We start from the raw sequence: 15,727 nt of genomic DNA on the forward strand, positions 1-15,727 counted from the left end.
ATGTTGACCTCCTATATTCCTATAAAGGAAATTCTTATGTGACAAGCAATTTGTTAAATAGAACTAAATAATTAGTCTTCTAACATATGACCCATTTTTTCTTCTTTTGTTTTCAAGTAACCTGCATTGAATTTGTTCGCTGCAATGATAAGCGGTACACGACTAGTTACATCGATACCCCAATGTTCTAAGCCATGACGTTTTTCAGGATTATTCGTTAATAAGCGAATACTCTTAATACCCAAGAATCGAATGATTTGAGCTGCTAAGGAATATTCACGCATATCTGCTGGGAAGCCCAATTGTTCATTTGCTTCTACAGTATCTAGGCCTTGCTCTTGTAATGCATAGGCTTTAATTTTATTTGTTAAGCCAATGCCACGACCTTCTTGACGCATGTATACTACAACGCCTTTGCCTTCTTTTTCGATAGCACGTAGCGCATTATCTAGTTGTTCGCCACAATCACAACGTTTAGAGCCAAACACATCGCCAGTTAAACATTCAGAGTGAATACGTACAAGCACATCGCTACAGTTTTGCACATCACCTTTGACGATAGCTAAATGCTCTTTTTTATCTAATTCATTTTTGAATACAAAGATATTGAAATCACCAAACTTAGTAGGTAATTTAGAACAAGCACCAAGTTCAACCATGTCTTCATGCTGTTTACGATATTCGATAAGCTCTGCTACGGAAGCAATTTTTAAATCGTGTTCTTTCGCAAATTTCATGAGATCTGGTAGACGTGCCATATCGCCGTCATCTTTTGTAATCTCACAAATTACAGCTGCCTCTTGTAGACCTGCTAACCGGCAAAGGTCGATAGATGCTTCAGTATGACCTTGGCGTACTAGAACGCCACCTTCTTTATATACTAAAGGGAACACGTGACCAGGACGACGGAAGTCTTCAGGTTTAGCATTAGGATCTAGTAATTTTTGGATTGTATAAGCACGTTCTGCTGGAGATACGCCTGTTGTAGTATCTACATGGTCAACAGTAACGGTGAAAGCAGTTTCATGATTGTCTGTATTTTTAGTAACCATGGCAGGAATGCCAAGTTTTTCTAAAGCTTCACGGCGCATAGGCGTACATACGATACCGCGCGCGTATTTAACCATAAAGTTAATATTTTCTTGTGTAGCAAACTCAGCCGCAATGATAAGATCGCCTTCGTTTTCTCGGCTTTCATCATCAACAATAATAACAGGTTTGCCAGCTTTAAGGTCTTCTAAGACCTCTGTAATAGAATGTAATTGTTCGCTCATAGGAACACTCCTTACTCTTTATATAAATCCATTCTCTACTAAGAGGGATTGCATAGATTTCTTAGGTTTATCTTCGGTAGGTTCACTACCAAGATTCATAAAATGACGAATGTATCGACCAGCGATATCCGTTTCTAAATTAACCTCCGTACCAATATGGGCAGAGCCTAAAATTGTTTCGCCCAAGGTATGAGGAATGATAGATACGGAAAAACTGCTGTCCGTTCGTCGCATAATGGTGAGGCTAATTCCATCAATCGTAATGGAACCCTTATAAATAACGTAATCCATTACGGATTTCGGCGCCTCTACAGTAAAGATAATGGCATTATCCGTTTGTTCCCGATTAATGATGCGGCCCATCCCATCTACGTGACCTGCCACAATATGACCACCAAATCTACCATTGGCGAGCATAGCACGCTCTAAGTTCACAGGTTGATGAACTTTCAAATTTGTAAAAGTAGTCATCTTGATTGACTCGGGCATAACATCAGCTGTAAATACACCATTACCAATCGTTGTAGCCGTCAAACATACACCATTAACAGCTACGGAGTCACCTATTTTTAAATCGCTAAATATTTTATTCCCCCGAATTGTTATGGCTAAGGATTTAGGGCCCTTTTTAATGCTCTCTACACGGCCAATTTCTTCAACGATTCCCGTGAACATAAGCGCCCCTCCTTCCTTGACGATACGCTTCGATGCGAATGTTATTGTCTAATACTTTAGTTTTTGTGAAAGTTAATTGAGGTGAAGCTTCTAAACTTTCAAAGCCACGACCACCTACAGCAGGAGTAGCATCAGTACCACCGATAATTGTATTTCCTATGTAAGTTACAACTTTATCAAAATTCATCGTTTCAACAAAGGAACTAATGATGGCTGAACCACCTTCGACTAGAACTGATGTATAGCCTAGTTCTCCAAGTTTTGTAAGAATATCATCAATAGATAATTTCTTGATATCAATAACGATATCAGTGCTTTTACTTTTACGTGTAGAAATAGATTCTACAATCGTAACAATGGCACCAACCTTTTCTAAAGCTTGAATCCGCTCCTTTGGACAGCCTTTAGCTACAAAGATATGAACCTTCCGATTTTCTACGTTAAAAACCTGACTATTAGTAGGCGTTCTTCCTAGACTATCCAATATAATTACATCTGGCTGATGAACATGTATGGGCTCATCAAGTATGCTCGTATCTAATAAAGCCGCAGATAATTCAGTCTCAGTTAAACGACAGTTTAATTGAGGATTATCTGCTAAAATTGTGCCAATACCAACGAGCATAGCATCGTGTGTGGCACGCAGTACATGTCCATCTCGGCGGGAGGACTCATTTGTAATCCATTGGGATTGGCCTGTAAAAGTGGCAATCTTACCATCTAGTGACATAGCACTTTTAATAGTTACAAAAGGTTTACCTGTCTGTATATATGTAAAGAAATGCTCATTTAGTTCGGCACATTCCTCACTGCATACGGGGCAAACAACCTCTATACCTGCTTCACGGAGTAAATCCATGCCCTTTCCAGATACTAGTGGATTAGGATCTTTACTACCTACTACAACTTTAGCTATGCCAGCCTCGATAATACGCAGCGCACAAGGTGGAGTTTTACCATAATGAGAGCATGGCTCTAATGTTACATATAAAGTAGCACCTTTAGCATTATCACCAGCTTGTTTTAAGGCATGAACCTCAGCGTGAGCTGTACCAGCTTTATGATGATAACCTTCACCGATTATTGTATTGTCTTTAACCACTAAGGCACCAACCAAAGGATTTGGCGAAGTGTGACCTGTGGCTAATTTTGCCAGTGCAATGGCGCGTTTCATATATGCTACGTCATCCACCATATCACCTCAATAAAAAAAGGACTATATACATAGTCCTTGGGTAATCATAAATACGCACGTAAAATGTGCTTCGTCTTTTCTCATCCAGACTTTACTGTCGGTATCGGAATTGCACCGATTCATACCTAAAAGGTTCGCGGACTATACCGCCGGTAAGGAATTTCACCTATCCCCAAAGACTCATCTATTTCGTTTCTGAATTAATAGTAACACTTTTATAAGGGTTATGCAAGAATAAGAGTTTTGTATTGAGAAAAGATATTAAATATTGAACCTATAATAAAAATACTATTATTATATCTCTATTTTTTTAGATGGAAAATATGTTAATACAAACAATATAAATATATATAAACTATCTATACATTAAATAGTGATATTTATCACATAATTACATTACAAATAGGTCTAATATAATATATATATATGGTTTTGATAACCATGCGTAATTGATATTGTTTATTAAATATAGGTGATAATATGGCAAAAAAACGAATTTCTGATGTACTTATAGAAGTCTTAGCCAATGCGGGTATCGATCGCATTTATGGTATCACTGGCGATAGTTTGAATTCTGTAAACGATAGTTTACGTCGCAATGGTAAGATTGCTTTTGAACATGTTAGACATGAAGAAACAGCAGCCTTTGCTGCAGGTGCAGAAGCTTCTTTAACTGGAAAACTTACAGTTTGTGCAGGTAGTTCTGGTCCTGGTAACTTACATTTGATCAACGGTCTCTTTGATTGTCATCGCAATCGTGTTCCAGTATTAGCTATTGCCTCTCACATTCCTCAATCTGAAGTTGGGTTAAATTATTTCCAAGAAACACATCCAGAAAACTTATTCAAAGAATGCTCTTGTTTCTGCGAACTCGTATCCAATCCTAAACAAATGCCTGAAATCCTATTCCGTGCTATGAATGCAGCAGTTGGTAATCAAGATGTTGCTGTTATCGTCCTTCCTGGCGATGTAGCAGTAATGGAAATGGAAATTGATGAATTACCAGTATGGCATCACCCTCGTTTACCTCATATTGTTCCACAACGCGAAGATATCGAAGAAATGGCAGCCCATTTAGAAACAGGTAAACGCATTACCCTCTTCTGTGGTGCAGGCTGTGAAGGTGCTCACGATGAAGTCGTGGAATTAGCAAAACGCTTACAAGCGCCTGTAGTACATGCTTTTAGAGGTAAAGAATGGGTTGAATGGGACAATCCATATGATGTAGGTATGACTGGTCTATTAGGATATACATCCGGTTATCGTGCGATTGAGCAATGCGATACACTCGTAATGCTTGGCACAGACTTCCCTTACCGTCCATTCTATCCGGAAAATGCTAAAGTCATTCAAGTGGATAGAGATCCTAGTGCTTTAGGACGCCGTGTACCTCTTACACAAGGTATTATTGGTACTGTAAAAGATACATTGAAAGAATTGTTACCTCTAGTCGCTCAACGTGGCGATACTGAGTTTATCGACACAGTCCGTAAAGCCTATACTAAATTTAGAGGTGACTTAGACAGCTATGCAGTAGCTGAACCAGATGGTGTGCCAATCCATCCACAATACTTCGTAAATCGTCTTAATAAATTAGCTGCTGACGATGCTATTTTTACCTTTGACGTAGGTACACCAGTAATTTGGACTGCACGCCATTTAAAAACAAATGGTAAACGTCGCATCTTAGGTTCTTATAATCACGGCTCTATGGCGAATGCTATGATGCATGCCATCGGTGCCCAAAATGCATGTCCAAATCGTCAAGTCATCTCCCTCTCTGGTGATGGTGGTTTCACAATGATGATGGGTGAAATGTTAACATTAAAACAACTTAACTTGCCTGTTAAAATCTTTGTATTTAACAACGAAGAACTTAGCTTTATCGCCATGGAAATGAAAGCCTCTGGATACCTAGACTATGCTACGGACTTTGTAAATCCAGACTTCGGTAAACTTGCAGAAGCGGCTGGTATTAAAGGTGTAAGCATTCAAAATTCTAGTGAAGTAGACGAAAAAATCATGGAAGCTCTCAACCATAATGGTCCTGTGATCGTCAATGTTCACGTAGACAAACAAGAACTTGCCATGCCTCCGAAAATTGCTTACCAACAAGCTAAAGGCTTCAGCAAATATTTGATCAATGCAATCCTTGATGGCCGCGGTACAGAACTCAAAGAAATGGCCAAAACAAACTGGATGAAATATAAATCTCTGTACTAAGATCTGCCAAATATTCAAAATCTTTCAAAATAAATAAACTGCAAAACTTTCAAAAAATAGGTGTCATCAAATGATGACACCTATTTTTACTTAAAATTAATTATTTACTGTTATAAATCCTTCAGTCCATCCCCTTAAATTAAGAGTGATAGTAGCTATTCCCAAATTCTCTATGCCATATACTTTAAATATATCCCAAGTTTTATACCACTCTAATGCATTCTCAGCATATTTTAAAGTACTAAATAAACCTATGTATCCTGAACATGTATAATAATCATCTATATCATAATCATACCAAACACCATAGATTTTGTTGTTTATTATTTCATAACTAACTTCATTACCTATATGAGCACAATCATTTAAATAGTGAGTTGTTATAGAAAAGGAATCATCATTTAATTCAGAAAACCCAACTAATTTTTTAGACTCAGCTAATGTCGATTCAGCTAATGAAATATCCGAAAAAAATCCCAAACCAAAATACTCTGTATAAGGTAACATTTCATTTCTTTTATAGTGTGCTAAAGCTTCATATATAGGAACTCTCATAACTAACCAACTCGCTGTAATATAAAAAATAATATAAATATGACATTTTAATTATTTCTATCTATAATAATCGTCCTCGTAATCGTCTTTATACCGTATTGCATCTAGATCTGATGGTGACAATACATTCCCCTCTTGATCAACATATTCCCTAAATTCGTTAAAGTATACACCTGGAATATCTGATTCTTCTAACTCAGGAATATCCTCGGGCTCAATATCCCAAAATTCTATTTCGACAGATTGATTTTTATGCTTATTTATCATTTCCTAACACTCCCTTTATCAGAAAAATTTACTTAAATACAAGAAAATTAACAAAAGTATTGAGTACAATAATAAAGATAATTCGACTATAGATGTTTAATCTACTAATAACATCAGTTAATTTATAAGGCATATTTGTTTCTTTATTAATCTCATTATTTACGATCTTCTTCAAATAAACCAATTTAAGCATTTCGGATATAGATACTAAGAATAGAACTATAGCAAATATTTTATTACTATAATCAGCAAAAATTAAACCTAAATAAATTACTAAAACTTGGAAGATTTGTAAAAATAAAAAAGATTTACTTCTTTTAAAAAGAAGCAGATACAAAATATATTTCTTTTGATTTAGCTAGAACTACTACTGTAATAACAGCCATTAATGTTAAAAAAAGAAAAATCATTTTCTCCTCGTAGTATAGTTATAGTGAGTAATATTATTAATTATTAATTGTATTTTAGCAAAATATTGAAAAATAAGCACTATATCACCTTTTTGGTATATAGTGCTTATTTTATATTTAATGCTTATTTTGTAATTTATTATGCCCCAAATAGTGACATTTGTTCGTCTTCAGGTAATTCACCACAGCATTTGAGTTCTTTCATTAAATCAATGATGGTATTAGATACTTTACAACGACGTTGCAAGTCTTTTAGAGATGTAAACGGACGTTCTTCTCGTTCAGCTACGATAGCATCAGCTACTGTTTCACCTAAGGAGTCAATAGCTAGGAATGGCGGTAATAAAGCACCATCTTTAATGCTAAAGCGTCTAGCTTCGGAGTGTTGAATGTCTACATTAACAAAACGATAGCCCCGTTGATACATTTCCATAGATACTTCTAAGGCGCTCATAAGGTCCTTATCCTTTGGACTGGCACCGCGATCGAGGGCCTTAATACGATTGAACTCAGTCATTTGCGTTTTAAGGTCACCCGTCATAATGCGCAAATCAAAGGCCTTCGCTCGAATGGAGAAGTATGCTGCATAAAATGCTAATGGATGATATACCTTAAACCAGGCAATGCGGAAGGCCATCATTACATAGGCTACCGCATGAGCCCGTGGGAATAGATAGGAAATCTTTTTACAAGATTCAATAAACCATTCAGGAATATTGTTTTCCCGCATTTCAGCTTCAAATTCCGTCGTAGCTTGACCCTGTTTATTGCGCTTTTCAATGCCCTTCCCTTTACGTACGTTCTCCATTACGAAGAAACTATGCTTTCGATCCATGCCGCGATGAATTAAGAAGTTCATTACATCATCACGGGTAGAAATAGCTTCGTTCAACTTACAAGTACCATTTTTAATGAGGTCTTGCGCATTGTCGAGCCATACGTTGGTACCATGAGAGAAACCAGAGATACGAACTAAGTCAGAGAATGTTTGAGGACGAGAGTCTTCAAGCATGCCCCGTACGAACTTCGTACCACATTCCGGCACAGCCAAGCTAGCTACTTGGTCACCTTGTAATTGTTCAGGCGTTAAACCAATACCCTCTGTAGAGGAGAATAGACTTAATGTACGAGGATCATCGAACGGTATAGTTTTAGCATCTATACCAGTCAAATCCTCTAGCATACGAATGATGGTAGGATCATCATGACCAAGAATATCGAGCTTAGTCATACGACCTTCGATGGAGTGATAGTCAAAGTGTGTTGTTAATACGCCACTTTCCTTCTTGTTCGCCGGATGCTGAATCGGAGTAAAGTGATGCACATCCATATCACGCGGACATACCATAATACCACCTGGATGTTGACCAGTAGTATTCTTTACGTTTGTAAAGCCTTTTGCTAGATGTTCAAAGAAACCACTGCGAGCTTGAATATCTCTAATTTCAGCGTATTTTTTAACATAACCAAAGGCAGTTTTATCCGCGATAGTACCGATTGTACCAGCTTTAAATACATTGTCACGTCCAAATAGCTCTTCCGTATATTTGTGAGCTTTAGCTTGGTAATCACCAGAGAAGTTAAGGTCGATATCTGGAACCTTATCACCTTCGAAACCAAGGAAGATAGCAAACGGAATATCATGGCCGTTAGTTTGCAGTGCATGACCGCACTCAGGACAATCTTTACGAGGCAAGTCAAAACCACCTGCGTATTCGCCCTTTTCAAAGAATTCAGAATGCTTACAATTAGGGCATACATAATGTGGCGGTAATGGATTTACCTCTGTAATTTCAGACATGGTTGCTGCAAAGGAAGAACCTACAGAACCACGAGAACCTACAAGATACCCATCATCAAGAGATTTTTTTACTAGTTTATGAGCGATGTAATACAATACACCATAACCATTGGAGATAATACAATCCAATTCATAGTCTAAACGTTCTTGTACGACACGTGGCAATGGATCACCATAAATGGCTTTCGCATTTCTATAACACATTTCTGTGAAAGCTTCATCGGCGCCTTCAATCTTTGGAGAATATGTACCGTCTGGAACTGGTTTTATATCTTCAATGCTATCATTGATAGCACGAGTGTTGGTAACAACTATTTCATAAGCTTTTTCTTCACTTAAATAAGGGAAGGATTCAAGCATTTCATCAGTTGTACGCAAATGTAAATCTGGTTGTTCATCTGCATCTGGATAGCCACAAGCAGTTAACATGATTTCACGATAAATCTTCTCTTCTGGTGTCAAATAATGAACGTCACAAGTAGCACATACAGGTTTGTTTAAGGCCTCACCTAATTCGATAACGGTTTTGTTCATATCGATAAGGGCTTGCTCATCTGGCATAAGGCCTTTACGAACTAGGAACATATTATTCGTATGTGGCTGAACTTCTAAATAATCATAGAAGGATGCAACTTCTAATAACTCTTCCTTGGTGGCGCCGCGAACGATGGATTGCATAAGCTCCCCAGCTTCACAAGCAGAACCAATGATAATGCCTTCACGATGTTCTTCAATAACGGAACGTGGCAACCGTGGGCGAACCTTGTAATGTTCTAGATGAGAAATGGAAATCATCTTGTACAGATTACGCAAACCTACCATATTCTTCGCAAGTAAGATAATATGGTATCGTTTATCTTTTTCCTTCTTCTTTTTCTTATCTACAACAGGTTCTTCATCACGAGCTACTGTTTCATCTTCAATAAGATAGCCTTCTACACCATAAATAACCTTAACGCCTAACTCCTTACCAAGGGCTTGGGCCTCTGGGAAGGCTTGAACAACGCCGTGGTCTGTAATAGCAACTGCTGGATGACCCCATTTTTTTATTGTTTTGAATAAATCTTTAACAGATACAAGAGCATCCTTATCACTCATCTTAGTGTGCAAGTGAAGCTCTACACGTGAGTCTGGACGGTTCTCAGTGCGTTCTACACTAGTCGTTTCCAAAGCTTCAATACTACGAATAGATAGGATGTAGTCTTTATCAAAGCGATCATCAAAGTTTACGCTACCTTGTACACGAACACGTTGCAAACCTTTTAACTGTTTAAGTAACGCATCCCCTTCTTCAGGACTATTCGTAAACTTGATGAACTTAATACTATTCGTATCATCTACGATGCTGCCGTTAACAATACTTTTACCAGTCTTAGTATCACGTTTATCCAAACCTACAAGTACACCTTCGAAGATGACGCTAGGTGTATCCAAGGTACCCATAATTTTAGAAGTAACCCCTTCAATTTTAGGCCCTAAAATCATGCCTTCATCAGTAGGAGCATCCTTCGGCGCACGACGAGGATATTTACTATCCCCTTCACTACCTTTAGCAGTAGGTTTTGTAGTACTTTTATGTGCAAAACCTTTACTTGCTTTAGGTGTACTGCTCACAGATGCGATAGTATCACTATTGTTAGATGCTGCAGCCGTTTGATTAGGCCTAGAAACAACTACAGGGCTATTATTAAAGTAGCCCAGCTCTACAGCTTCTACGAACGGTGCAAAATCATCATCAAAATCGTCAAATTCATCTTCATGATCATAACCAGCAAAGGATTTACCTCTAGGCGCTTGATTTTTAGCCTCTTCAGCTTCCCGTTGTGCCTCTGCGGCCTCAATCCATTCACCTGCACCACAGCCACCGCCATAATAGTAGGTATCTAAGCCTTCTCCTGTTTCAGTATCTACCTTCCAGGCGAAACAACAAGCTGTATCTGTATTCGTTGGAATATTATCAAAAGAAATATTTTTTTCCTTATACCATGCAGATAATCTTTCACGCAAACTAAGCAATGTAGAAAACGCAGAGTCTGCTGCTTGTATCGTCACATGTTGGCTATGACAGTTCACATAGAAGGATGATTTTTTATTCTGTTTTGGTACAACACGATAACGTACTTTCATTTTTATCCCTTATACCCACAATAGGTAATACATAAATCTCTAAATCGCCAAATATCGCCCTTACTGCTACGACTATCTAAAATAATCTCATAGAGCCCTTTTAATAAAGCTCGCAAGGCCTTAACTGAAATTCTAGGACTTGCTTCGTAAGCCAACTTAATCGGATATGGTTTAAATGACGAATCATGGTCCTTACACAAGTTTTGTATGGCTTGAACAGACATTCCCGCTTGTCGACATTCACTGACCAGTAGCTGTAAACGTAATTGCCCCTCAATATAGCTCATAGCACGGTCTAATTCTTTATAGCCAAACATAAATGGAAATAGTTCCAGCAATGTATCAATATCTCGTTTTAACAGAGCCTCTTTAAAGGTAAAAATATTTTTAGCTCCGTAGTCACTGCCATTTTCTTCGAGGAATTCTTTGGTAATGACCTTTTCCCCTGTAATTTGTAAAAAATAACGATCAAACTCGGTTCTCATAAAAGAAACTGGTACATCTTGCCACAAATCGATGAGATGAGCTACATATTCCTGTGCATCAGGCGTCATTTTAAAGCCATGAGACGTACAGTACTGACGTATCCACATCACAAGGTCTGCCCCTTCAAGTCGCTTGCATTGGTGATTTGGTATTTTATCCAGAATCTCTTTATTCTGTTTAATCCGTTTATCAATCATATCATGATAAATCAACAGAATAGGATTATCTCCATTATATTCCATGATGAGCTCATACAATGGAATCCAAGCATCGCTATTTTTACCGCTTTTACGAATGATAGGCAAATTAACTAAGCAGAATACCTTTTGATCCCCAAAGAGAGAGTCTTCACAGAGCTTTTCACTTATCTTCTGTGGTCCAGCTTCGTCGTCCAATACTGTCACTGGAAGGTCTGGATAGGCACTTAAAAATTTGCGTTTTTCTTCTTCAATTAATTGTGGCTCATCGCCATAAATGAGTTGAATATGTGCCATAGTTCCTCCTTTCACAGATACATATCTTCAATATAGCTGTACCCCATTATATACATGTGTTCTGATGAAGGATCCACATCGCGTAACGCACCATGAGGACTTCCAAATAGAACCGTACTAGTCGGTGAAATACGTCCAATTTCAGCCATTACACTAGACCGACTCGTTATATATAATGATTTAGTCTTATCATTTAATTTTAGATTTTTTTCTCTACTTTGTCCATTATATACGACGATTTGGTTCATACTATTTTTATATATTGTTTTTGCAGATCCGTTACTATGAAAGTAGTCTACCTTTACAACTTTTGGATTGACCCCATATGCTCTTATAGCTTGATTAACAAGCCTTTCATTAGGCGTCGTTTTAATATGGTCTGGCGCATCAATTAATAGATGGGCCCCTTCATGATTAGGTTCTATGCAAAGTAAAACATTACATTGCTTCATTGGAATATAATGAACTAATGTATCCTGATGATGATGCGTAACATAATAGGAAGCACCAAAGGTTAACATCATTAAAGATAATGATATTACTATATGTACAGTATATCTTTTTCTATGCGTCAAAAAATACGTAAATAAACCTAATAGCACATAATATATATAAGCACAATAAGGATGCATCATACCAAGCCATAGTAGACTGCCACTACGCCCTAACACATGATTTAAATATAAGGATATTCGCAGTAGTACATCTACTAAAGACCACATTAACGATATAGGAAGTACGTAACTGACTAAAGTACTTACAAATATTAAAACTATGGATATATCTAATAGGGGCGCCACTATACAGGCTGCTAGCAAACTAGCAATGCTAATATAATGAAAGTAATAGAGCTGTAACGGCAAAATTAATAATTGTGCGGATACACATAATACTAGTGGTGTTTTTATCCATCTTGGTAACCACTGTATCCGCTCATATAAAACCTTTCCCCATATGAGTAAGCCATAAGTTGCTCCAAAGGACAGTTGAAAGCTTACATCAAATAAGGAGAACGGATCATATAAGATACCTACAATAGCACATATACATAACGCTTGTTTCGCCTGATAGAGTCGTCCCTTTATATAGGCGACACACATGAGTATACTCATCATCGTAGCACGCAGAACAGGTGCATCGCCGCCTACAATACCACAATATAAACATGCTACTAGAATACCAATGATAAGACAGGTACGCTTTCGTAACTGTACAAGTCGTCCAATTCCATATATTAATGCTAATAATAATGCAATATGTGAACCGGATATGGACAAAATATGGATAAGCCCTGTATAGGAGAAAGCCTTCATTTGTTCTTCTCCGAGCTCACTATAATGTCCACCTAATGCTAACGCTTGACCTAATACCTTTTGTGGTCCTTCTAGATTGTGCCCAATATTCGTATCTATCGATTCCCGTAATACTCCAGAAATTAATAGGCCTTTCCTATATAGTTTTTCAAAAAGTGTGTCTTTATAGTGGAATATTTGTAAATCTTTGTTACTGGCAGAGCGATATATACCATCATAGATACGACCTCTTGTATTTGAGCTCATATATCGGCCTCTAAGATTAATACGACCTTCCTCTTCAATGAGGAACAAGGGCTTTGGTGTACCTTCAATAATTGCATATTCTCCTAGTCGTATGGGATAGTTCGTAGTAGATACCTTTGAGTATACCTGCAAACGACCCTGTGCTTTAATATAGTCATTTTTTGCAGTATCTTTATAGGGATGTAGGCCATGAATATCAATAGTATATTTGTAATACTCCTGTCCATTCAAATTTACTTTTTCAGGAGCATCTACAACCGTGCAAAGGTATTCCCCTTCTTGTTGTAAATAATATGATGTATAACTATTGAAATCTATAATCCGTAAATCTGTTTGATAATAAGATAAACCAACTAAAACAAGGACTAAGATGATTAACTTGCTAAGTATATGCCATCTATTAGACGATTGAAATGCTTTGAAAATACCTACAACTATAATAGCTAACCCAATACCGAAGATGTATCGCATCTGATTAAGTACTGGATAATACTGACCATAGCCTAATATTGTACCAATAATTATAGAACCCAATATAATATGTGCCCATTGGCTATGCGTTAAAACCTTACTGTTCCCATTAATATCATTTACATCATGGAAGAGTCCATCATTGTTGCTATCTCGATGACTAAATTGTAATTTTGTCTTTAATCTTCTTAAATAGGCCATCACCAATTCCCTTCACCCCCTTGATGCCTTCAACAGATGTAAAGGGACCCTTTTGTGAACGATACTCTTCAATTCTCTTTGCCATAGCAGGCCCAATGCCGGGCAAAGCATCTAGTTCTTTAGCAGTGGCGGTATTAATATTTATCTTATTACCACGCAATAACGCTTCAGGATTTCCGTGAAAGTTAAAAACTACGTGGATATGATCTCCTCCAGTCACAGATTTAGCCATATTAATAGACTCTACATCTGCATAGGGTAACAGTCCTCCTGCTAGCTTGATGACATCTCCTACTGTTGCAGAACTTTCAAGTTCATACAGACCAGGTGAGACTACGGCCCCCGTAATATAAGCAATAGGTTTATTGGATATTTCTGTTACATTTGATATAGAAGAATTTCCATCTACTGCCCCGTCAGAAAGGACAGAATCGCTTTCATCTGTTATAATAGGCCATAGGAAATAAATTCCTACCAAAACACATAGGATTAATACAATTATCATATACGGCTTCAATTTATATTTCATAGTGCACCTCCTACTGAAGGATTTCCCTATAAAATAGTAAAGTCCTATCGTTGACTCTATTAGTCACATATGCAGGACTTTTATAATTGATGTCGAATAAAAGGAGAATTTATGAATCAAGAAACATTAAAAAAATACGCCCATACATTACTAAAGTACGGCGTAAATTTACAACAAGATCAAACATTAGTTATTTCTGTTGATGTAGAAAATAAAGACTTCGCAGTAATCGTAACTGAAGAAGCTTATGAACTAGGAGCAAAAGAGGTTGTTCTTAACTGGAGATGTTCCCCTATCGCGCGTCAACGTTTATTACATGCTAAAGAATCTGTCTTAGAAAAGCCTGCTAACTGGATTCCTGAATTCTATAAGCAATACATCGATGATAAGGCAGCATTCTTATCTTTAATCAGTGCTAATCCAAAAGCATTAGAAGGAATCCCAACAGATCGTATCTCTTTACAGTCTCGCAATTTAAATAAAGCATTATCCTTCTATCATACAGCTATTATGAACTCTTCTGTTACATGGTGTGTTGCATCTGTACCAACTGTTCTATGGGCAGATTTACTTGGCTATGAAGGTACTGACGAAGAAAAAATCGACCAATTATGGACAACATTATTAAAACTTTGTCGCATTGAAGGTATCGAACCAAAAGATACATATCGTCATCACATGGCAAAATTACGTCGCCGCTGTGAAGCATTGAATAAATTAGACTTAAAATCTTTGCGTTACACCTGTGAAAATGGCACTGACCTTTTATTAGAATTACCAGAAGGACATATCTGGCTGGGTGGTGAAGAATCCGCTAAAGATGGTACTATTTTCAATGCTAATATTCCTACAGAAGAAGTTTTCTCTGCCCCTCAATATAATGGTGTAAATGGCGTTGTGTACAGCACAAAACCATTAATTTACCATGGCAATACGATTTCTGATTTCTCCTTTACATTTAAAGAAGGTAAAATCGTAGAATACACTGCAAAAGAAGGTTACGAAGTGCTAAAAGAATTAGTAGAAACTGATGAAGGCTCCCACTACCTTGGCGAAGTTGCATTAGTGGATCACTTTAGTCCAATTAGCCAATCTAACCAAATCTTCTACGAAACATTGTTTGATGAAAATGCATCCTGCCATTTAGCGATTGGCGCATCTTATCCTACATGCCTCAAAAACAGCGATGGTTTATCCGAAGAAGAATTAAAAGAACGCGGTTTAAACCACTCCTTAACACATGTGGACTTTATGATTGGTCATGAACGCATGAATATTAAAGGATACACTCGTGATGGTCAAGCTATTGATATTATGATTGACGGTCGTTTACAAGTATAATTTAGGTATTTAATTTAAAATAGCAAAATCATAACCACCCGTAGAACGGGTGGTTTGCTCTGACCCTATAAGGGTCTTTCTCTAGTGGTGGCCCTCTAAAGAGGGCATTGAATGATCTG

At 37.4% G+C, this 15,727-nt stretch carries 11 protein-coding genes and 1 riboswitch; of the genes, 2 read left to right on the forward strand and 9 right to left on the reverse strand.

Features of this window, described 5'->3' with window-relative positions:
- Positions 1-71: 71 nt before the first annotated feature.
- Genes VCHSUH03_RS06120 through ribD form a run of 3 tightly spaced genes read right to left on the reverse strand, consistent with a single transcriptional unit; the run spans position 72 to position 3,144 of the window.
- Positions 72-1,274 (reverse strand): bifunctional 3,4-dihydroxy-2-butanone-4-phosphate synthase/GTP cyclohydrolase II, encoded by a 1,203-nt coding sequence (locus VCHSUH03_RS06120; protein ID WP_105094389.1) that lies wholly within the window; start codon positions 1,272-1,274, stop codon positions 72-74.
- An 18-nt stretch (positions 1,275-1,292) separates the two neighbouring features.
- A complete protein-coding gene (locus VCHSUH03_RS06125; protein WP_105094390.1) occupies positions 1,293-1,949 on the reverse strand; it encodes a riboflavin synthase in 657 nt (218 codons plus the stop codon).
- Entirely contained in the window at positions 1,930-3,144 is a 1,215-nt protein-coding gene (gene ribD / locus VCHSUH03_RS06130) for a bifunctional diaminohydroxyphosphoribosylaminopyrimidine deaminase/5-amino-6-(5-phosphoribosylamino)uracil reductase RibD (RefSeq protein WP_105094391.1), read from the reverse strand. Before ribD ends, VCHSUH03_RS06125 begins: the two co-directional genes overlap by 20 nt.
- 68 nt (positions 3,145-3,212) lie before the next feature.
- A riboswitch (FMN riboswitch) is annotated at positions 3,213-3,328 on the reverse strand.
- A gap of 296 nt (positions 3,329-3,624) precedes the next feature.
- Between ribD and poxB the strand changes: the two genes are divergently transcribed.
- Positions 3,625-5,367, forward strand: coding sequence for a ubiquinone-dependent pyruvate dehydrogenase (gene poxB, locus VCHSUH03_RS06135; RefSeq protein ID WP_105094392.1), 1,743 nt, complete (start codon positions 3,625-3,627; stop codon positions 5,365-5,367).
- A gap of 96 nt (positions 5,368-5,463) precedes the next feature.
- Here the strand turns inward: poxB and VCHSUH03_RS06140 are convergent, their stop codons facing one another.
- From VCHSUH03_RS06140 to VCHSUH03_RS06170, 6 genes are all read right to left on the reverse strand, one after another.
- On the reverse strand, positions 5,464-5,922 hold the full coding sequence (locus tag VCHSUH03_RS06140) for a hypothetical protein (RefSeq protein ID WP_105094393.1): 459 nt from the start codon (positions 5,920-5,922) through the stop codon (positions 5,464-5,466).
- A 57-nt stretch (positions 5,923-5,979) separates the two neighbouring features.
- Positions 5,980-6,189: a hypothetical protein gene (locus tag VCHSUH03_RS06145; protein WP_105094394.1), complete on the reverse strand. Its 210-nt coding sequence runs from the start codon at positions 6,187-6,189 to the stop codon at positions 5,980-5,982.
- Positions 6,190-6,738: 549 nt separating this feature from the next.
- Positions 6,739-10,527, reverse strand: coding sequence for a PolC-type DNA polymerase III (locus VCHSUH03_RS06155; protein ID WP_105094395.1), 3,789 nt, complete (start codon positions 10,525-10,527; stop codon positions 6,739-6,741).
- Between the two features lie 2 nt (positions 10,528-10,529).
- On the reverse strand, positions 10,530-11,507 hold the full coding sequence (holA, locus tag VCHSUH03_RS06160) for a DNA polymerase III subunit delta (protein ID WP_105094396.1): 978 nt from the start codon (positions 11,505-11,507) through the stop codon (positions 10,530-10,532).
- 11 nt (positions 11,508-11,518) lie between these two features.
- Positions 11,519-13,741, reverse strand: coding sequence for a ComEC/Rec2 family competence protein (locus VCHSUH03_RS06165; RefSeq protein ID WP_105094401.1), 2,223 nt, complete (start codon positions 13,739-13,741; stop codon positions 11,519-11,521).
- Entirely contained in the window at positions 13,698-14,267 is a 570-nt protein-coding gene (locus tag VCHSUH03_RS06170; protein ID WP_105094397.1) for a ComEA family DNA-binding protein, read from the reverse strand. The genes VCHSUH03_RS06165 and VCHSUH03_RS06170 overlap by 44 nt, the downstream gene beginning before the upstream one ends.
- 111 nt (positions 14,268-14,378) lie before the next feature.
- Here VCHSUH03_RS06170 and VCHSUH03_RS06175 point away from each other — a divergent pair, with 111 nt between their 5' ends.
- On the forward strand, positions 14,379-15,608 hold the full coding sequence (locus tag VCHSUH03_RS06175) for an aminopeptidase (protein WP_105094398.1): 1,230 nt from the start codon (positions 14,379-14,381) through the stop codon (positions 15,606-15,608).
- The last annotated feature ends 119 nt before the right edge of the window (positions 15,609-15,727 follow it).

The sequence above is a fragment of the Veillonella infantium genome (assembly GCF_002959895.1).
GTDB lineage: Bacteria > Bacillota > Negativicutes > Veillonellales > Veillonellaceae > Veillonella > Veillonella infantium.

Bases quoted from the DNA above. Each gene is read 5' to 3' on its own strand.
- VCHSUH03_RS06120 (WP_105094389.1), bottom strand. From the start codon at position 1,274: ATGAGCGAACAATTACATTCTATTACAGAGGTCTTAGAAGACCTTAAA.
- VCHSUH03_RS06125 (WP_105094390.1), bottom strand. From the start codon at position 1,949: ATGTTCACGGGAATCGTTGAAGAAATTGGCCGTGTAGAGAGCATTAAA.
- ribD (WP_105094391.1), bottom strand. From the start codon at position 3,144: ATGGTGGATGACGTAGCATATATGAAACGCGCCATTGCACTGGCAAAA.
- poxB (WP_105094392.1), top strand. From the start codon at position 3,625: ATGGCAAAAAAACGAATTTCTGATGTACTTATAGAAGTCTTAGCCAAT.
- VCHSUH03_RS06140 (WP_105094393.1), bottom strand. From the start codon at position 5,922: ATGAGAGTTCCTATATATGAAGCTTTAGCACACTATAAAAGAAATGAA.
- VCHSUH03_RS06145 (WP_105094394.1), bottom strand. From the start codon at position 6,189: ATGATAAATAAGCATAAAAATCAATCTGTCGAAATAGAATTTTGGGAT.
- VCHSUH03_RS06155 (WP_105094395.1), bottom strand. From the start codon at position 10,527: ATGAAAGTACGTTATCGTGTTGTACCAAAACAGAATAAAAAATCATCC.
- holA (WP_105094396.1), bottom strand. From the start codon at position 11,507: ATGGCACATATTCAACTCATTTATGGCGATGAGCCACAATTAATTGAA.
- VCHSUH03_RS06170 (WP_105094397.1), bottom strand. From the start codon at position 14,267: ATGAAATATAAATTGAAGCCGTATATGATAATTGTATTAATCCTATGT.
- VCHSUH03_RS06175 (WP_105094398.1), top strand. From the start codon at position 14,379: ATGAATCAAGAAACATTAAAAAAATACGCCCATACATTACTAAAGTAC.